Here is a 19,128-nt window from a genome sequence, read left to right on the forward strand (position 1 = left end):
CGCCCTGCCCCAACCCACCCCCACCCCGCCCCCCAACCCACCCCCGATCCCGTCGATCATGGAGTTGCGGTGCCTGATTGCTGACGGTTGATAGGGCTTCGTGCGCCACCACAACTCCATGATCGGCGGGGCGGGGCGGGGCGGGGCGGGGCGGGGCGGGGCGCGGCGCGGCGGGGGCGCGGCGGGTGGGGCGGGGCGGGTTGGGGCGGGGCGGGGTGGGAACGGGGCTTGGCGGTGTGTCGGGGGGAGGGGGTGGGGGGAGGGCGGGTTAGCGTGATCTCCATGGCGGGGCGATACGGCGAGGACGTGCTGGCGGGGGACTGGCGGCGACGGAAGGTCACCCCCGAGGTGGACGCCGAAGCGGATCTCGTGGTGGAGGACGCCGACTCCGGCTTCTGCGGCGCGGTGGTGGGTTTCGAGGCCGGCGCGGTGGTGTTGGAGGACCGGCACGGTAAACGGCGTAACTTCCCGCTGCTGCCGGCGGCGTTCCTGCTCGACGGCCGCCCGGTGACGCTGCGCCGCCCGACCCGCGCTGTGGTGCCGGCGGCCCGCCGGCGGACCGCGTCCGGTTCGGTGGCGGTGGACAACGTCCGCGCCCAGGTCGCCAAGGCCAGCCGGATCTGGGTCGAGGGCATCCACGACGCCGCGCTGGTCGAGCGCATCTGGGGCGACGACCTGCGCGTCGAGGGTGTGGTCGTGGAGCCGCTGGACGGTATCGACGACCTGGACGCGGCGGTGCGGGACTTCGCCCCCGGTCCGACCCGACGACTGGGCGTGCTCGTCGACCACCTGGTGCCGGGCAGCAAGGAGAGCCGCATCGTGGCCCGGGTGACCTCGCCGTACGTGCTGGTGACCGGGCATCCGTACGTTGACGTGTGGCAGGCGGTGAAGCCGGCGGCGCTGGGCATCGCGGCCTGGCCGGTGGTGCCCCCGGGGCGGCCGTGGAAGGAGGGCGTTTGCGCGGCTCTCGGGGTGGCAGAGCCGGCCGACATGTGGCGGCACATCCTGTCCCGGGTGAACAGCTTCGCCGACGTCGAGACTCCGTTGATCAACGCCATGGAGCGCCTGATCGACTTCGTCACCGAGCCGGCCTGACCGCCTGCTCCGCCGTGACCGCCGACCGGGCGCTCGAGGCCGGGCGCTCGAGGCCGGGCGCTCGAGGCCGGGCGCCCAAGGTCGGACGGCGGGTCAGGGGGCCTCGTCCGGGCTGCGCGTGAAGACGAATGTGGCGATGTCGATCGCCGTCGCCCGTCCGTCGTCGTCGCGCAGCACCGACAGGATCTCGCCGTTCTCCGGACCGGACCGTCCCCGCCAGCGGTCCGTCCCCTCGGCGGTGAACCGGCTCACCCGCTCGCCGCGTACGTGAGCCACCAGCTCACCCGCATCCCAGCTCAGGTCCAGCGAGGTGCCCATCCACCACCAGCGACCGGTCAGCTCGGCCACGTCGGCAGCGGGCGCGGTGGTGGCGGGCCGCCATGGCTGGCTGAGCGCCGGTTCGGCATCCAGCACGGTGGTCAACAGCCGACGGCCGAGTGTGGTGATCGGGAAGCCGTACGAGTTGGCGAAGCCGATCACGGCGGTACGACTGGGCCGGTGCACCACGAGGGCGGCCACGTACCCGGGCATCGAGCCGCCGTGCCCGACGTACACGCGCTCGCCGTCGCGGTAGAGCTCCAGCCCCAGGCCGTGCCCGCCGGTCCAGGAGTCGAGGTCGCTGATCACCACGGGGGCGCACATCTCGGTCAGCGTCTCGGCGGCCAGCACCGACGGGTCGGGGTCGGCCAGGAACGCGGCCCAGCGGCCCAGGTCCTCGATCGTCGACCAGAGCTGCCCGGCCGGGGCCATCGCGCCGGTGTCGGTGCGCGGCTCCTCGCGCAACGTGTGGTGCCAGGGGTGGACGACGTAACCGCGGGCGTACGGCTCGGTGGCCGCGTAGGTGGTGCGGCGCAGGCCCAGCGGGGTGAGGATCCGCTGGTCGAGCAGGTCTGCCCAGGGCGTCCCGGTGAGTCGTTCGAGCACCCCGCCGAGCAGCCCGTACGCCAGGTTGGAGTAGTGGTACGTGCTGTGCGGGGAGTAAGCGATCTTGTCGGCGGTGACCCCGGCGAGCAGGGTCGGTAGGTCGACGCCTTCGTTGCGCTCCCACCAGTCGCCCTCGGGTTCGCGCTGGATCCCGCTGGCGTGCCCGAGGAGTTGGCGCAGGGTGAGCGCGCCGAGGCCGGTGCCCGGCAGGTGCTGCTCCAGCCGGTCGTCGAGAGCCAGTCGGCCGGCGTCGCGCAACTGCATGATCAGGGTGGCGGTCATCGTCTTGCTGATCGAGCCCACCCGGTACTGCAGGTCGACGTCCGGGCGGGGGTGCTCGCCGGCGACGGCCAGGTGCGCCAGCGCGCCGTCGCGGACCACGCCCAGCACCAGGGACGGGACGTGGCCGTCGGCCTGCGCCTGGGCGACCCGCGCGTCGATCTGTCGGGCGGTCTCGGGTAGCAGGGTCAACGCATCTCCTCGGGTCGGGCCGCCGCTGGATGGGCCTCGCCGAGCCTACTGATCTTCGCGGGGGAGCCGCGCGAGCATTTGCGTGTCACGATCGTGGTGTGGACGCGGTGGTGTGGATCGTTCTGGGTGTGGTGCTGGCGGTCGCCGAGATCTTCACGACGACCCTGTTTCTGATCATGTTCGGGGCCGGGGCGTTCGCCGCCGCGGGCGCTGCGGCCCTGGGCGCGCCGGTCGCCGTGCAGGCGCTGGTCTTCGCGGTGGTGTCCGCGCTGAGCCTGGTCGTGGTCCGACCGGTGATCAAGCGGCACGGCCGGTCGGCGCTGGAGAGCGGCGAACAGCCGTTCGGCGTGGAGGCCATCGAGGGCTCCACGGCGCTGGTGCTGGAGCGGGTGGACGCCGACCACGGGCTCGTCAAGATCGACGGTGAGTTGTGGACGGCCCGGGCGTACGACACGACGCAGACTTTCGAGCCCGGTCAACGGGTTCGGGTGATAAAGGTCCGGGGCGCGACCGCCCTGGTGTGGCAGGACGACGTTTCTTCCGCCGGCGAGCTGCCGGAAGCGAGAGGGTGAACGGGATGACGATATTCGGGGTGCTGGTGATCGCGGTGGCGCTGATCGCCGTGATAACGCTGGCCAAGGCGGTGCGGATCGTGCCGCAGCAGCGCCATGACGTGGTGGAACGGCTCGGCAAGTACAAGCGCACCCTCAGCCCCGGTCTCAACCTGCTGGTGCCGTTCATCGACGCGGTCCGTACCAAGGTCGACATGCGCGAGCAGGTGGTCAGCTTCCCGCCGCAGCCGGTGATCACCTCGGACAACCTGGTGGTCTCGATCGACACGGTCCTCTACTTCAAGGTGGTCGACCCGGTCCGGGCGACGTACGAGATCTCCAGCTTCCTCCAGGCGATCGAGCAGTTGACGGTGACCACGCTGCGCAACGTGATCGGCTCGCTCGATCTGGAGCGGGCGCTGACCAGCCGCGACGAGATCAACCGGCACCTCTCCGGGGTGCTGGACGAGACGACCGGCCGCTGGGGCATCAAGGTGACCCGGGTCGAGATCAAGGCGATCGAGCCGCCGGCCAGCATCCGCGACTCGATGGAGAAGCAGATGCGCGCCGAGCGGGACCGCCGCGCCGCGATCCTCACCGCCGAGGGGCACAAGCAGTCGCAGATCCTCACCGCCGAGGGCGAGAAGCAGTCCGCGGTGCTGCGGGCCGACGGTGACCGGCAGGCCCGGATCCTGCAGGCCGAGGGCCAGGCGAAGGCGATCCGGACGGTGTTCGACGCGATCCACCAGGCGAACCCGAGCCAGAAGGTCCTCGCCTACCAGTACCTGCAGGCGCTGCCGCAGATCGCACAGGGCAGCGCCAACAAGGTCTGGATCGTGCCGGCCGAGCTGACCAAGGCGCTGGAGGGCATGGGTGGCGCGCTCGGTGGGCTGAGCCAGATGGTGGGTGACGTGCCCGCGCCGGAGGCCGCCGACCACGCGAGCCAGGTCGAGCGCGAGGCCGCGGCGGCGGCGCAGGCTGCTGCCGCCGCCGCCCAGCAGATCCACGACGAGGTACGCGTCGCCGAGGCGCAGGCCACCGGCGGCAACAAGCCGCAGGGCCTGCCCGCGCCGGAGCCGGTCACCCCGGACAGTCTGGTCAACGACCCGACGGACCAGCGCGAGCGCGGCTGACCCGGCACCCGGGCCGCGCGGTGCGGGCCGCCGCGCGGCACCGAGCGCCGGGTAAAGCGCGTCCGGCGGCGTCGAGTGGGTGCGGCTGGCCGGGCGGTGCCGGGCCGGGGTCCGGACGCCGGAGGTAAATGCGAGAAAGGCTCATGGGGCGCTCCGACGCCTGCCACGATCGGTCCTAGGACGGGTGGTGACCAGGCAATCGGGGCGCCCCGGCGCGTCCCGCACCGCTCGTGGACGAGCGAGGTGACGCATGAAGGATCCGGCGAATCGGATGTGGTCCTCGGCCCCCGTACCCGGCGCGCACGATCCGGTCGCGCCACTGGGCTCCCGGCGCAGCGGCGGCGGCTTCGGCGTACTGCCATTCGTCGGCGAGCCCAGCCCGCTCGCGCCCGCCACGAACGCCAGTTGGGCCTGGTCGGTACGCCGGTTCGCGCGGGCCGCGGTGTGGCTGCTGCCCGCGTACGCCATCCTCTACGGCGCGGTGGCGATGGCCAGCGACGGCGGGGTGGGCAACGACCCGTATCCGGCGGACGGCCAGGCGGTGTACCTGATCGGCTGGGTGGCGGCGGTCTGGCTCGGCCTGCTCGCGCTGCTGGCCCTCACCGGCCTGCTGGCCGCGACCCGCAGCCGGCGGGTGGCCGCCGCCGGGCTGCTGGTCAGCATCGCCGGCACGGTGCTGATGCTGCCGTTCGCCGGGTTCGAGGAGCAGACGCCGGTCTTCGGCACCACCGCGCGGTCGCTGGTGCTGCTCGGCGCGACCTTCTACAGCGCGGGGTGGTTCCTCACCGGGTGGGCGGTGGCCCGCTCGGGCACCTTCAGCCTCGGCGACGGGGTCATGCTGATCATCGCCGCGCCGCTGCTCGGCCTCGGCGGCGCCCTGATCGGGTCGCTCCAGACGTTCGGCGCGATCTTCGTGCTGATCGCCGGCATCGGCATCGGCTACCGCAGCGGCCGCCTGATGCCCCGCCAAACCGCCGACGACGCCGCCAACGCCAGCCTCTCCACCCCCCCAACCCCCTAACCCCCCCAACCCCCAACCCCCCGAACCCGCGCCGGCCCCGCCTCACCCCACCCCACCCCACCTCGCCTCGCCTCGGTGATCAAGAGGTTCGCGTCAAGAATCGGCCCTTACCTGACGCAAACCTCTTGATCACCGGGTGGCAGTGGGGGTGGGCGGGGGTGGGGTGGGGTGGGGTGGGGGAGTTGGGGTGAGGTTGGCCACAGGGGGTGGTCGGTTGGCGTTATTTGTGGCAATCCTGGGTTGCATGGCCGCCCCCCGCTCGCCGCTGTCGCGGCTGTTCACCGTGCTGCTCACCGGCCTGCTGGCCGGGTTGGTCCTGGCCGCCGCGGCGCTGCCGGGCAACTTGCTGGTCGGGTTCACCGCGCGCGCCGCGCTCAGTTCGTACGCCGCGCTGCCCGACGCGCTGCGCACCCCGGCGACGCCGCAGCGCTCCTACCTCTACGCCAACGACGGCAAGACGCTGCTCACCACGTTCTACGACGTGAACCGGACGGACGTCGCGTTGGCGGACGTCGCCCCGGTGATGCGGCAGGCGATCGTGGCGGCCGAGGACCGGCGGTTCTACGACCACGGTGGCGCGGACCTGCGCGGCCTGGCCCGGGCGCTGGTCGCAAACGTCAAGGGCGGTGGCACCGAGCAGGGCGGCTCGACGCTGACCATGCAGTACGTCCGTAACGTCCTCAAGACCGACCCCACCCGCACCGCCGAGGAGCGGGCCGCCGCGACCGACCCCACCGTCGGTCGGAAGATCCAGGAGATTCGGTACGCGGGCGCGCTGGACAAGAGCCTCGGCAAGGACGAGATCCTCGGCCGGTACCTGAACATCGCCTACTTCGGCTCCGGCGCGTACGGGATCGCGGCGGCCAGCCAGCGCTACTTCGGCAAGCCCCCGGCGCAGTTGACCCTCGCCGAGTCGGCCCTGCTCGCCGGTCTGGTGCAGTCCCCGGACGCGTACAGCCCGATCAGCGGCGACAAGGACCAGGCCCTCGCCCGCCGGTCGTACGTGCTGGACTCGATGGTCGCCACCGGGGCGATCACCGCCGCGCAGGCCGCCCAGGCCAAGGTCGAGCCGCTGGCTCTGCACCCCACCGCCCAGCCCAACGGCTGCACCGCCGTCGCCCAGGGCCACGACGACTGGGGCTACTTCTGCGACTACCTGCGCCAGTGGTGGCTGACCCAGCCGGCGTTCGGCGCCACCCCCGCCGAGCGCGAGCAGGCCCTGCGCGCGGGCGGCTACACCGTCGTCACGTCGCTCGACCCGAAGATCCAGGCCACCGCGCAGCAGCAGGCCACCAAGGTCTACGGGTACGACAACAAGCGCGCCCTGCCGATCGCGGCCGTCCAGCCGGGCACGGGGCGGGTGCTCGCCATGGCGGTCAACCGGCACTACAGCCTCGCCGACAACCCGGCCGGGCAGGGCAACTACCCCAACACCGTCAACCCGCTGATCTCCGGTGGGGCCAGCGTGGACGGGTACCAGGCGGGCTCGACGTTCAAGCTGTTCACCATGCTCGCGGCGCTGGAGTCGGGCCGTACCCTCTCCACCGGGTTCGACGCCCCCGCCAAGCTGCCCACCCGGTACCCGGCCGAGGGGCCGGGCAGTTGTGACGGCAAGTGGTGCCCGGCGAACGCCAACCCGGCGTGGATGGACGGGTACCGGATGATGTGGGACGGCTTCGGCCGTTCGGTGAACACGTACTTCGTGTGGCTGGCCGAGCAGGTGGGCCAGGACAAGGTGGTCGAGATGGCGCAGCGGCTCGGCATCACGTTCCGCGCCGACACCGACGCCGCCTTCGCCAAGAACAACGCGGCGAACTGGGGATCGTTCACCCTCGGCGTGGCTGCCACCACCCCCCTCGACCTGGCCAACGCGTACGCCACGGTGGCCGCCGAGGGCACCTACTGCACGCCGGTGCCGGTGGTCTCGGTGACCGACGCGAAGGGCACGAAGGTGCCGGTCGGTGAGCCGTCCTGCAAAAAGGTCCTCGACGCCGACGTGGCGCGCGCCGCGACCGACGCGGCCCGCTGCCCCGTGGGCCAGCAGTCGCCGTACGGGCAGTGCAACGGCGGCACCGCCACCGGTGTGAACGACATTCTCGACGGCCGTCCGGTGGCCGGTAAGACGGGCAGCTCGGAGGAGAACGCCACTGAGACGTTCGTCGGCTTCACCCCGCAGGTGGCCGTCGCGGGCATCGCGGCCAACCCTGACGACCCGGCCGACTCGGTGGGTTCGGCGGTGCAGAGCAAGGTGATCGACGCGGTCGCGCGGGTCATCGCCACCGCCGTGAAGGGCCAGCCGGAGAAGGCGTTCACCGCCCCCAGCAAGGAGTTGGCCGGCGAGCCCCGCCGCCCGGTGGAGCGCCCGGCCGTCCCCGAACGCCAGCAGCCCACCCCGGACCAGGACCCGCTCTCGGCCCTGCAACGCTGGCTCGACCGTCGGGGCTGACCCCGGATCCAGCGGCGGCCTGGCTCACCTCGGGCCGGGCCGCCGTGCTCTTTCCACACGCCCGCTGGCTGGCCTCGGTCACGCCCGAGGTCACCGCCGAGCTTGGCGGTGACCTCGGGAGGCGACGTGACCGGGCGCGGCCTCAGCGGTTGGTAGCGGCTGCCGAGATCGCTGCGCGCACCTGCTGGGCGAAACCGGCGACGGTGAAGTCCGAGGCCAGGCTGTCGACCAGGATGATGTCCGAGATCGCGTTGTTCATCCGAAGCGGCAGGATCGCCTGGTACTCGGGCGAGTTGTACCACTTCTCGGCGTCGGCGCGGCTGGGGAACTCCATCAGGACGACGGAGCCGGGCCAGGCTCCCTCGACCACGTCCACGTCGCCCTGGGCGAGCCACTTGCCGCCGTACGGGTGCACGGTGGCCTCGACCTGCTCCAGGTACGACAGCCCCGCCTCGTTCGGGATGCCGCCAGGGATGCGCAGGTGGTTGATCAGGTAGGTGCTCATGGGGACCTCCAGTCCTCGAATTTTGGATGACGCCCATAATCTAACCGAGGCGCGCAGCTGCGGCAAGTTTTGGATTAGGGTCGTCCTCTATAGTTGGGGGGTCGACTGGTGAGAGGGGGGGCGCGATGGGCAGGACGTCCCGTGCGGAAGCGGCGAGGCACCGCGAGGAAGTGGTGGCCGCCACGTCGAGGCTGCTCCGTGAACGCGGCGCGGCGGGCATGAGCGTGCAGGACCTCATGGGTGCCGCCGGGCTGACCCACGGCGGGTTCTACAAGCACTTCAGCTCGAAGGACGAGTTGTTGGGCATCGCCGCCGCGACGGCCTTCGGCGAACTCCTGGCCCTGCTGGACCAACTCTCCGACGATTTCCCCGACCGCTCGGAAGCGCGGAACGCGCTGCTGCGGCACTACCTGTCACCCGAGCATCGCGACACACCCGGCACGGGATGTGCCAATACCGCGCTGGCCGCCGACGCCGCCCGGTCGCCCGCCGACAGCCCGCTCCGCATGTCGTACGCGGAGGGTGTCCAGGAGACCATCAGGCGATTGACTGACATCGAGGATGCGCCCGGCCGAGACGGGCCCGACGCCCGTCGGGTGGCGCTTGTCGATCTCGCGACGATGGTCGGTGCGCTCACGCTGGCCCGTGCGACGGGCCAGACGCCCCTGTCGGCGGAGATCCTCCAAGCCGCGCGGGAAGCCCTGTCCGGCCCGGTCAGCGCTAGCCGCGACGGGGACGGCGACTAGCGACGCCTCGCCCGCACCCCGTCCCACCCACCATCCCCGGCGATCCTGCACTTTCGGTTGCCGATTCGCCGCCCCTATGGCGCTTTGTCCCCACCGAAAGTGCAAGATCGCGGGGGGAGGGCTAGGGGAGGGGGAGGGGGAGGGGGTGGGTCAGCGTTCGCGGCGGCGGGGGCGGTAGCTGGCGATCGTCGCGGGTAGGCCGCGGCGGATGATGCCGGCCCAGTCGGTGTCGCCGCGCAGGACCGCGGCCGCGGTCTTGCGGGCCTGCTCGGCGGTGAAGTGTGGCGGCAGCATCAGCTCGGCCGGGTCGACCAGCGCGTTGATGACCACCGGACGGTCGGCGGCGAGCGCCCGATCCCAGACGCCCGGGATCTGATCGGGCGAGTCGACCAGCTCACCGCGCAACCCGAGCACCTCGGCCCACTGGTGGTAGCCGATGTCCGGGAGCTGTTGGCTGTCCGGGAACATCGGCGTCCCCTCCGAGGAGCGCTGCTCCCAGCTGACGAACGCCAGGTCCCGGTTGTTGAGCACCAGCACCACGAACCGTGGGTCGGCCCAGCCGCGCCAGTACTTCGCCACCGTGATCAGCTCGTTGACGCCGTTCATCTGCATGGCCCCGTCGCCGATCATCGCGATCAGCGGCCGGTCCGGGTGGGCGAACTTCGCGCTCAGCGCGTACGGCATCGCGCCGCCCATGGACAGCAGCGTGCCGGAGAGACTGGCCAGCATCCCGGGCCGGACCTGCACGTGCCGGGCGTACCAGGCGGTCGCCGTGCCGCAGTCCACGGCGAGCATCGCGTCGTCGGGGAGCCGGTCGCTGAGGGTGCTGAACAGCAGTTGCGGGTTGACCGGGTCGGCGCGCTGCCCGGCCAGGTCGCGCTGGGCGCGTCGCCACGCCGAGGTGGCCTCGGCGATCTCCGCCCGCCAGGCGGTCGGCCCGGGGCCGGGGCCCAGCTCGTCCAGCAGCGCCCGCAGGGTGGGGCGGGCGTCGCCGGTCAGGTTCACCTCGGTCGGGTACCGCAGGCCGAGCTGCGTGCCGTCCAGGTCGATCTGCACCGCGCGGGCCTGGCCGGGCGGCGGGTAGAACTCCGAGTACGGCATGTTGCTGCCCACGATCAGCAGCCGGTCGCAGCCGGTCATGAGCTGCCAACTCGGCCGGGTCCCGAGCAGCCCGATCGCGCCGGTCACCCACGGCTCGCGATGGTCGACGACGGTGAAGCCGAGCAGCGCGGTGGCGACCCCGGCGCCGAGCCGGTGGGCGATCTCGCGTACCTCGGCCTCGGCCCCGAGCGCGCCCTGACCGACCAGCATGGCCACCCGTTCGCCGCCGCGCAGCACCTCGGCGGCGCGGCGCAGGTCGGCCGTCGGCGGGACGGTCGGCGTACTGCTCGGCACGTTGCTGGTGTGGTAGTAACCGTGCGCGTGCGGGGGATCCACGACGGCCGGCTCGTCCTGGATGTCGGAGGGGAGCACCAGCGCGGTCACCGTCCGACGGGACAGCGCCGTGCGGCACGCCCGGTCGACGAGGTGGCGGACCTGCGCGGGGTGGTCGAGCTGGGCCAGGAAGGCCGCCGCCACGTCCTTGTAGAGGGCCAGCAGGTCGACCTCCTGGTAGTAGCCGCCGCCCTCGGCGGTGACCGCCGTGTGCCCGAGCAGGGCGACCACGGGTTGGTGGTCGAGCTTGGCGTCGTACAGGCCGTTGAGCAGGTGGATGGCGCCGGGGCCGCTGGTCACCAGCGCGCAGCCGAGTGGGCCGCCGCCGTATTTGACGTGCGCGGACGCGGCGAACCCGGCGGTCTCCTCGTGCCGCACCTGGACGAACTGGGCGCGTTCGTTGGTGCGTTGCAGGGCGGAGGTGATGCCGTTGATGCCGTCTCCCGGATAGCCGAAGTACCGGCGTACGCCCCAGCTGAACAGGCGGGAGACGATGTGGTCCGCGACGGTCGGACGGCGGGGCAGGGTGCCCCCTTCGGCCGCTGCCGTGTGCTCTGCGCTCACCTGGCTGGTCCTTCCCGTGGCGTCCGGTACCCCACCGGTCGTTCCCCTTCTCGACCGGACAAAACACCCCCGCCGGGCGGACGTCGGGACGGCCGCCGGCCGTCCGGCAGAATCGTCGGGTGCCCGTCCACCAGATCACCGACCCTGACGACGACCGGATCGCCGACTACCGCGCGCTCACCGACGTCGAGCTGCGCACCCGCTGGGAGCCTCCGCACGGCCTGTTCATCGCCGAAGGCGAGCTGGTGCTGCGCCGGGCGCTGCGGGCCGGCTATCCGGCCCGGTCGTACCTGGTCGACGCCAAGCGCGTCGACCAGCTCGCCGACCTGGACACCGGCGACGCGCCCGTCTACGCCGCCACCCAGGACGTGCTGCAACGGGCCACCGGCTTCCACGTACACCGGGGGGTGCTGGCGTCGTTCCACCGCCGCTCGCTGCCGACGGCGGCCGAGGTGCTCGCCGGCGCGCGCCGGGTGGTGATCCTCGAGGACGTCAACAACCACACGAACCTGGGCGCGATCTTCCGGGGGGCCGCCGCGTTGGGTATCGACGCGGTGCTGCTGTCGCCGTCCTGCGCCGACCCGCTCTACCGGCGCAGCGTGCGGGTGAGCATGGGGGAGGTCTTCGCGCTGCCGTACGCCAAGCTCGACCGCTGGCCGGCCGGTCTCGACGAGGTACGGGAGGCGGGGTTCACCGTTCTCGCCATGACGCCCGCGCCGGACGCCGTACCCATGCAGCGGTTGACCCCGGCGCAGCGCGAGCGGGCGGCGCTGCTGCTGGGCGCCGAGGGGCCCGGCCTGACGGCGGCGGCGCAGGCGGCCAGCGACGTGCGGGTGGTCCTGCCGATGCGGCGTGGAGTGGACTCGTTGAACGTCGCCGCGGCGGCGGCCGTGGCGTTCTGGGAACTGGGACGCGACGATCCGCTTGCATGATCATGCGTCTTGTTGAATAATCTTCCCCGTGTCTAAGGTTCTCACCTCCCTGCCCATCGGCGAACGTGTCGGCATCGCCTTCTCTGGCGGCCTCGACACCTCGGTCGCGGTCGCGTGGATGCGCGACAAGGGCGCCGTCCCCTGCGCGTACACCGCCGACATCGGCCAGTACGACGAGCCCGACATCGGCTCGGTCCCCGGCCGTGCGCTCAGCTACGGCGCCGAGGTCGCCCGACTCGTCGACTGCCGCGCCGCCCTGGTCGAGGAGGGCCTCGCCGCGCTGACCTGCGGCGCCTTCCACATCCGCTCGGGCGGACGCTCCTACTTCAACACCACCCCGCTGGGTCGGGCGGTGACCGGCACCCTGCTGGTCCGCGCGATGATCGCCGACGACGTCCAGATCTGGGGCGACGGCTCGACCTTCAAGGGCAACGACATCGAGCGGTTCTACCGCTACGGCCTGCTGGCCAACCCGATGCTGCGCATCTACAAGCCGTGGCTCGACACCGACTTCGTCACCGAGCTGGGTGGGCGCAAGGAGATGTCCGAGTGGCTGATCGAGCGCGGCCTGCCGTACCGGGACAGCACCGAGAAGGCGTACTCCACCGACGCCAACATCTGGGGCGCCACGCACGAGGCGAAGACCCTGGAGCACCTCGACACCGGCATCGAGACGGTCAGCCCGATCATGGGCGTCCGGTTCTGGGACCCGTCGGTGGAGATCCCCACCGAGGACGTCACGATCGGCTTCGACCAGGGCCGCCCGGTGACGATCAACGGCAAGGAGTTCGGCAGCGCCGTCGACCTGGTGCTGGAGGCCAACGCCATCGGCGGCCGGCACGGCCTGGGCATGTCCGACCAGATCGAGAACCGGATCATCGAGGCCAAGAGCCGGGGCATCTACGAGGCGCCCGGGATGGCGCTGCTGCACACCGCGTACGAGCGGCTGGTCAACGCCATCCACAACGAGGACACCCTGGCCAACTACCACAGCGAGGGTCGCCGCCTCGGCCGCCTCATGTACGAGGGTCGCTGGCTGGACCCGCAGGCGCTGATGCTGCGCGAGTCGTTGCAGCGCTGGGTCGGCACGGCCGTCACCGGTGAGGTGACCCTGCGGCTGCGCCGGGGCGAGGACTACTCGATCCTCGACACCACCGGCCCCGCGTTCAGCTACCACCCGGACAAGCTGTCGATGGAGCGCACCGAGGACTCGGCGTTCGGCCCGTCGGACCGGATCGGCCAGCTCACCATGCGCAACCTCGACATCGCCGACTCGCGGGCGAAGCTGGAGCAGTACGCCTCCCTCGGCATGGTCGGTGGCGCGGGAAGCGAGCGGATGATCGGGGCCGCACAGGCAGCCTCCACCGGACTGATCGGCGCGATGCCGGAGGGCGGCGCGGAAGCCATCGCCTCCCGAGGCGTCGCCACCGCCGCGGACGAGGCGCTCGACCGCGCCGCCATGGAGTTCGGCGTCGACTGACCGGTACCGGCAGGCCGAGGTCCGGGGTCACGCACGGTAGCGTGTCGGCCGTGTTCCCTACCGTGCGTGAGGTCCTGGCCCTGGACCCGGTCCGCCACGGCGCCCCGCGGGTGGTCGCCGGGGACGCCGGGCTGGACCGGCCAGTCCGCTGGGTGCACGTCGCCGAGGTCCCCGACATCGCCACCCTCCTCGGCGGCGGCGAACTGGTGCTCACCACCGGCATCGGCCTGCCGGCCGACGACGCGGGACTGCGCGCGTTCATCGGCGACCTCGCCGACGTGGGCGTCTCCGGACTCGTCGTCGAACTGGGCCGCCGCTACGTCAGCGGCGTACCCCGGGTGATGACCGCCGCCGCCGAACGGCGCGGCCTACCCCTGGTCGAGCTACGCCGGGCCACCCCGTTCGTGCGGATCACCGAGGCCGTGCACGCGCTGATCGTCGACGCGCAGCTCACCGAGCTGCGGGCCGCCGAGGAGATCCACCAGCGGTTCACCGACCTCTCCGTCGAGGGCGCCGACGCCGCCGAGGTGATCCGGCAGGCCGCCGAGTTGTCCGGCTGCCCGGTCGTGCTGGAGAACCTGTCCCGGCAGGTCCTCGGATACGACCCGGCGGGGGAGAGCGCGGAGCTGCTGCTGGACGGCTGGGAGCAGCACTCCCGGCGCATCCGGCCCGCCGGCCGGACCGCGTACGACCCGGACAGTGGCTGGCTGGTGACCGTCGTCGGCGCGCGGGGCCAGGATTGGGGACGGCTGCTGCTGCGCTGGCCGGCGAGCGGCGACGCGCCCACCGACGCTCCCCCCAATCGGCTGAGCATCCTCGTCGAGCGGGCCGCGTCCACCCTCGCGCTGGGCCGGTTGATCCGCCGCGACGCCGAAGGGCTGGAACGACAGCTGCACCGCACCCTGCTCACCGCCCTGCTCGACCACTCCCGGCCGGTCGACGAGGTGGCGCTGCGCGCCAAGGCGCTCGGTGTGACGCTGGACCGTCGGCACCTCGTCGGCGTGCTGGTCCGCCACCGAACCGACGATTCTGCCGCGGACGGCGGCCCCGAAGCCGGCCAGGCCCGGCTACGCGACCTCTCCGAGGCCGTCGGCCAGGCGCTGCGGGAGGCCAAATTGACGGCACTGACCAGCGCCGTCGACGACAACTCGGTGGGCGCGCTGCTGGCCCTGACCGACCCGGCCGCCGAGGACCGCGCGCTGTCCGCGTTCGCCGAGGCCCTTCGTCGGGTACGCCTCGACGGCGCCACAGGCCGGGCCGTGTCCAACGCCCCCGTCGGGGTCTTCGTGGCCGCCGGGTCCGGGGTGAGCAGCCTGCGCGAGGCCCGGCGGTCGCTGGTGGAGGCGCGGCAGATCGCCGAGGCCGCCCGCCGGGACCGGCGTGACCTGCCCGTCTTCCGGCTGCCGCACGTGGGTCTGGCCGGCCTGCTGCACCTGCTGCGTGACGAGCCCCGACTCCAGACCTTCGTCGAGCGGGAACTCGGCCCGCTCCTGGAGTACGACGCCCAGCACCCCCGGGAGCGGCTCCTCGACACCCTGCGCGCGTACCTGGAGCAGGGGCGCAACAAATCCGCCGGCGCGGCGGCCGCGCACCTGTCCCGACCGGCCTTCTACGAACGCCTCGCCCGGATAGCCCGCATCCTCGACGTGGACCTCGACTCGGTAGAGGCCAGCCTCTCCCTCCACGTGGCCCTCCTAGCCCTAGAAGCAGTCCGCGCCCCCTAACCCAGACCCCCCACCCCACCCCCCCACCCCACCCCACCCCCTCTCAGCCCTGTTGATCAAGAGGTTCGCGTCAGGAAAGCCGTCTTTCCTGACGCAAACCTCTTGATCAACGGGAGTAGGCGGAGTGGGGCGGAGCGCCCGCGCGGAGGCCGGGTGGGGGAGGGTGGGGGTGGGGGTGGGGTGGGGGTGGGTGGGTTAGGAGAGGGCGGTTAGGGCTTTTGCGTAGGTTGGGGGGATGTGGTTGGGGCCGCCGGGGGTGAAGACGTCCGTGTGCGCCACTGCGGACCAGGCTGTGGCGGGGACCGCCTCCACCAGGGCCTTGATCACCGGGGCGTCGCGCCACTGGTCCTGCTCGGCGAGCAGGCCGAGGGCCACCACCGACTCCTCGACCTCGCCCACGCACTCGAACGGCTTGTGCCCGTCCACGCCCAGCAGCTCCCGGTAGCCGGGAATCTGGTCCGGGTCGGCGAGCAGGTCCCCGCCGAAGATGTGGGTGACCCGCTCCCGGGGCATGAACGGCGCCATGGCCAGGAAGACGAACCGGCACTTCGGGCAGTTGCGGCACCAGCGCTCGGACGCGTCACGCAGCTTGAAGGCGGCGTTGCAGCTGGTCACCACGTCGTCGTACCGGGTGAACTCGGCGAACAGCCGGGCGATGTGCAGCTCCGACAGCGACCGCAGTAGGGAGAAGTACGGCTCGGTGAGCCCGGCGTGCTCCGCCAGCGCCCCCCGCAGCAACCCCTCGGCCTCCACGCCCTTGGACCACTGGTGGTTGATCTCGTGACCGTTCCAGATCAGGTTCGGGTCGGACGCCGAGCGCTCGTTGGACATCACCACCGGGCCCAGCCCGTGCAGCACAGCGGTCGCCACCGCGATCAGGGAGTTGATGGCGGTGACCGGGATGTGGCCGTTCAACGCCCCGCTGGCATTGAGGTCGAACAGCACCGGGTCGATCCGTCGACGGGCGGCGAGCGCGGTCAGCCCGGACGCCTCGTTCACCGCGACGATCACGTGGTTCGGGTTCACCGAGAACGGCACCGGGTCCAGTTCGGCGCGGCGCAGCGCCTCCAAGCTCACAATCGAGTCCTTGCCGCCGCCGACGGCCGAGAGCGGGCGACGGTCGGAGTTGTCGTAGACGCGCGGCGACTCCGGTGAGCCGGCCGGCACCTCCGGACGCAGTTCCAGCACGTACGGCAGCTCGTTGCGGTACGCGTACTCGGCGAGGCCCTTGGTGTAGACGGCCGTGACGTAGTCGACGGTGGCCGCGCCCAGCGGCGCCGGCAGCACCAGCCGGGGAGGCGCGGCGGCCTTGTAGTAGCTGACCCCGGCGACGAGGTGCAGCACCTCCAGCACCCGGTCGAGGGTCGCCACCGTCTCGTCCGACGGCGGCTCCGCCGGCAGCGGAAGTGTGATCACCTCAGTGAACCGCTGCTCACCGGCCGGGCCGGTCAGCGCGTAGTCGAACAACACCTCGCCGGTGGCGAAGTCGATCGAGTAGGACGGGAAGGTGAAGGCGTCCATCCGCCGGAGCTGCTCGTTGGGCACACGCCATACTAGGCCCTGGTTCGTCCGGCCGTGTCCGGACCGGGCCCCGCCAGCCGCCGCCGTGACCCCCGAGGAGAGCCCCGTGCGCCTGTCTGACCTGCGCGGACGTACCGTCGCCGTCTGGGGCGCCGGTCGGGAGGGCCGGGCTGCTGTGACCGCCATCGCGGCGCACGGCCCCGCCGATCTGGTCGCCGTCGACGACAGCGCCAACTTCCTGTCGCTGCCGTGGGAAGGTCCGCTGGCCGAGGCGGCCCCCCTGGTGACCGGCGAGGCGGGGTTCGCCCGGCTGACCGCAGCCGACGTGGTGGTCCGCTCGCCGGGGGTGCCGCAGACCCACCCGTGGCTGGTCGAGCTGCGGCGACGTGGCGTCCCGGTGACCCAGGGCACCGCCCTGTGGATGGCCGACCACGCCGCCCGCACCGTCGGGGTCACCGGCAGCAAGGGCAAGAGCACCACCTCCAGCCTGATCAGCCATCTGCTCACCGCGATGGGCCGACCCAACGTCTTCGGCGGCAACATCGGGGTGCCCACGCTCGACCTGCCCGACGCCGAGCTGTACGTGTTGGAACTGTCCAGCTACCAGTGCAGCGACCTCACCGACTCGCCCCGGGTCGCCGTGGTCACCGCGCTCTTCCCCGAGCACCTGGACGCGCACGGCGGCGAGCGGGAGTACTACCGCGACAAGCTCAACCTGCTCGCCCACGACCCGCAGACGATCGTGGTCAACGGCGGCGACCCGCGGCTCGCCGCCGAGCTGGGTGACCTGCCCGCGACCCGGGCCGGCCGGCCCGACACCACCCACGTCGCCACCGGCGCGGACGGCACGCCCTGGTTCCACCTCGGTGACCACCCACTCTTCCCGCGTGCCGTGCTGCCCCTGGTGGGCCGGCACAACGAGGGCAACCTCTGCGTCGCGCTCGCCGTGCTCGACGCGCTCGGTGTCGACGTGGTGGCCGCCAAGGACCACCTCGCCGTCGCCGTCGCCGAGTTCCAGGGGCTGGCCCACCGGCTCACCGAGATCACCGACCCGTCCGGGTTGACCTTCGTCGACGACACGCTGGCCACCAGCCCGTACGCGGCCATGCACGCCATCGACGCGTACGACGGGCGGCCCTTGACGGTGATCGTCGGCGGCAACGACCGAGGGCTGGACTACACCCCGTTGGCCGAGCACCTGGCCGAGCGCGAGCTGACCGTCATCGGCATCCCGGACAGCGGCGCGCGGATCGTCGAGGCGCTGGCCAACCTGCCGAAGGTGCGCACGGAACTGGTCGACGACCTGGTGGAAGCGGTGCGACTGTCCCGGGAGGTCACCCCGACCGGCGGGGTGGTGCTGCTGTCGCCGGCCGCCCCGAGCTACGGCCGGTTCCGCAACTTCGAGCACCGCTCCGAGGTCTTCGCCCAGGCCGTCGCCGACACCGCCGGGGCGTAGGGTCCGGCGGCTTCTCCTCCCACGGATGCTCGGCCCGGCGGGACTACCGTCCTGCGACGGGTCGGCCGGTCTCGTCGACACACGGCGGGAGACCGCAGGGTGCGAAGAGGCTCGGGTCGTGGAAGGAGACGATCCGGGAGACGCCTGTTCGGGTGGGGGTGAGCACCTGGAGGCTGTGCGGGTGGTAGAGCCCTGCGGTGCTCCGGGTGTACGTGGCGAGCGCCGGCTGACCGTTGGCCCTCGCCGGAATTGTGCGGACCGTGCCGGCGCGGCCGAACACGGTCGTGGCGAGGAAGCGAGTGACAGCGTCGCGTCCGGCGAACCAGGTGAGGTGTGGCGGCATCTCCATCGTGACGTCCTCGCGTAACACCTGTAGCAGTGCCGCCGTGTCCGCGTTCTGGAAGGCCCGTGCGTACCGGTCGAGCAGCAGCCGGTCGGCCGGATCGACCGGTTCGGTGAACATGTCCTCGGTAAGGCCGGTGCGAGCCAGGTGCGCGCGGGCCCGCGCGAGCGCGCTGTTGACCGCGTCGGTAGTGGTGTCGAGCAGGTCGGCGACCTCGGAGGCGTGCCAGGCGAGCACGTCGCGCAGGATCAGTACGGCCCGCTGTCGGGCCGGAAGATATTGCAGAGCCGCCACCAGGGCGAGCCGGACGCTGCTGCGGGTGGTGACGATCGTGGCGGGATCCGCGCCGGGCAGTTCCGCCTCCGGCAGCGGATGGACCCAGGCGACGTCGGGGCCGGCCACCGTCAACGGCTGGTCCGGGTCGCCCGACGGGCCCAGCCCGGAGGGCAGGACCCGTCGACTGCGGTGCTTCAGTGTGGTGAGGCAGGCGCTGGTGGCGATGCGGTACAGCCAGACCCGCAGCGACGATCGACCCTCGAAACCGGCGAAGCCGCGCCAGGCCCGCAGGTAGGTCTCCTGGACGACGTCCTGGGCGTCGTGCGTCGAGCCCAGCATGCGGTAGCAGTGCGCCAGAAGTTCGCGGCGGAACGGCTCGGTGAGTCGGGAGAACTCCTCGTCGCCCGTCCCCTGCGCCGGAGCCTGCGCTGCCTGGGTCATGTGTCACTCCACCCGTCTGCGGTCTGACCTGTCTTGGTAAGGACCCGCGATCCGTCGGGAACTGA

The 19,128-nt window shown here is 72.2% G+C and carries 15 protein-coding genes; 10 read left to right on the forward strand and 5 right to left on the reverse strand.

What is annotated here, in order from left to right:
* The first annotated feature begins 282 nt into the window (after positions 1–282).
* Positions 283–1,095: a DUF3097 domain-containing protein gene (locus tag ACIBTX_RS08980; protein ID WP_357397119.1), complete on the forward strand. Its 813-nt coding sequence runs from the start codon at positions 283–285 to the stop codon at positions 1,093–1,095.
* 93 nt (positions 1,096–1,188) lie between these two features.
* Here ACIBTX_RS08980 and ACIBTX_RS08985 read toward each other — a convergent pair whose 3' ends face one another.
* On the reverse strand, positions 1,189–2,490 hold the full coding sequence (locus ACIBTX_RS08985) for a serine hydrolase domain-containing protein (protein WP_357170909.1): 1,302 nt from the start codon (positions 2,488–2,490) through the stop codon (positions 1,189–1,191).
* 98 nt (positions 2,491–2,588) lie between these two features.
* Between ACIBTX_RS08985 and ACIBTX_RS08990 the strand changes: the two genes are divergently transcribed.
* The 4 genes from ACIBTX_RS08990 (at position 2,589) to ACIBTX_RS09005 (ending at position 7,641) form a co-directional block, all read left to right on the forward strand.
* A complete protein-coding gene (locus ACIBTX_RS08990; RefSeq protein ID WP_357128123.1) occupies positions 2,589–3,062 on the forward strand; it encodes an NfeD family protein in 474 nt (157 codons plus the stop codon).
* Between the two features lie 5 nt (positions 3,063–3,067).
* Positions 3,068–4,174: an SPFH domain-containing protein gene (locus ACIBTX_RS08995; RefSeq protein ID WP_357128126.1), complete on the forward strand. Its 1,107-nt coding sequence runs from the start codon at positions 3,068–3,070 to the stop codon at positions 4,172–4,174.
* A 250-nt stretch (positions 4,175–4,424) separates the two neighbouring features.
* Positions 4,425–5,195 (forward strand): hypothetical protein, encoded by a 771-nt coding sequence (locus tag ACIBTX_RS09000; RefSeq protein WP_357128129.1) that lies wholly within the window; start codon positions 4,425–4,427, stop codon positions 5,193–5,195.
* Positions 5,196–5,439: 244 nt separating this feature from the next.
* Complete coding sequence (locus tag ACIBTX_RS09005) at positions 5,440–7,641, forward strand: transglycosylase domain-containing protein (protein WP_357128132.1); 2,202 nt, start codon at positions 5,440–5,442, stop codon at positions 7,639–7,641.
* A 142-nt stretch (positions 7,642–7,783) separates the two neighbouring features.
* Here ACIBTX_RS09005 and ACIBTX_RS09010 read toward each other — a convergent pair whose 3' ends face one another.
* Positions 7,784–8,146, reverse strand: a complete 363-nt coding sequence (locus ACIBTX_RS09010) for a DUF1330 domain-containing protein (protein ID WP_357128135.1) — start codon at positions 8,144–8,146, stop codon at positions 7,784–7,786.
* Positions 8,147–8,271: 125 nt separating this feature from the next.
* Here ACIBTX_RS09010 and ACIBTX_RS09015 point away from each other — a divergent pair, with 125 nt between their 5' ends.
* Positions 8,272–8,892 (forward strand): TetR/AcrR family transcriptional regulator, encoded by a 621-nt coding sequence (locus ACIBTX_RS09015; protein ID WP_357170915.1) that lies wholly within the window; start codon positions 8,272–8,274, stop codon positions 8,890–8,892.
* A 150-nt stretch (positions 8,893–9,042) separates the two neighbouring features.
* Here the strand turns inward: ACIBTX_RS09015 and ACIBTX_RS09020 are convergent, their stop codons facing one another.
* A complete protein-coding gene (locus ACIBTX_RS09020) occupies positions 9,043–10,890 on the reverse strand; it encodes a thiamine pyrophosphate-requiring protein (protein WP_357170917.1) in 1,848 nt (615 codons plus the stop codon).
* A gap of 119 nt (positions 10,891–11,009) precedes the next feature.
* On the opposite strand from ACIBTX_RS09020, the gene ACIBTX_RS09025 reads away from it, so the two are divergent.
* The 3 genes from ACIBTX_RS09025 to ACIBTX_RS09035 are packed head-to-tail and all read left to right on the forward strand — an operon-like array spanning position 11,010 to position 15,026.
* The gene (locus tag ACIBTX_RS09025; protein WP_357128144.1) at positions 11,010–11,822 is read left to right on the forward strand and encodes an RNA methyltransferase; all 813 of its coding nucleotides are present in this window, start codon (positions 11,010–11,012) and stop codon (positions 11,820–11,822) included.
* A gap of 28 nt (positions 11,823–11,850) precedes the next feature.
* Positions 11,851–13,302, forward strand: a complete 1,452-nt coding sequence (gene argG, locus ACIBTX_RS09030) for an argininosuccinate synthase (RefSeq protein WP_357128147.1) — start codon at positions 11,851–11,853, stop codon at positions 13,300–13,302.
* Between the two features lie 41 nt (positions 13,303–13,343).
* Complete coding sequence (locus tag ACIBTX_RS09035; RefSeq protein ID WP_363661159.1) at positions 13,344–15,026, forward strand: PucR family transcriptional regulator ligand-binding domain-containing protein; 1,683 nt, start codon at positions 13,344–13,346, stop codon at positions 15,024–15,026.
* Positions 15,027–15,221: 195 nt separating this feature from the next.
* On the opposite strand, the gene ACIBTX_RS09040 is transcribed toward ACIBTX_RS09035, so the two are convergent.
* Positions 15,222–16,571 (reverse strand): hypothetical protein, encoded by a 1,350-nt coding sequence (locus ACIBTX_RS09040; RefSeq protein ID WP_357128153.1) that lies wholly within the window; start codon positions 16,569–16,571, stop codon positions 15,222–15,224.
* A gap of 82 nt (positions 16,572–16,653) precedes the next feature.
* On the opposite strand from ACIBTX_RS09040, the gene murD reads away from it, so the two are divergent.
* A complete protein-coding gene (gene murD / locus ACIBTX_RS09045; RefSeq protein WP_357170923.1) occupies positions 16,654–18,003 on the forward strand; it encodes a UDP-N-acetylmuramoyl-L-alanine--D-glutamate ligase in 1,350 nt (449 codons plus the stop codon).
* Between the two features lie 43 nt (positions 18,004–18,046).
* On the opposite strand, the gene ACIBTX_RS09050 is transcribed toward murD, so the two are convergent.
* On the reverse strand, positions 18,047–19,063 hold the full coding sequence (locus ACIBTX_RS09050; protein WP_357128159.1) for a sigma-70 family RNA polymerase sigma factor: 1,017 nt from the start codon (positions 19,061–19,063) through the stop codon (positions 18,047–18,049).
* Between the last annotated feature and the right edge of the window lie 65 nt (positions 19,064–19,128).

It is taken from the genome of Micromonospora sp. NPDC049359, assembly GCF_044466585.1.
Taxonomy (GTDB): domain Bacteria; phylum Actinomycetota; class Actinomycetes; order Mycobacteriales; family Micromonosporaceae; genus Micromonospora.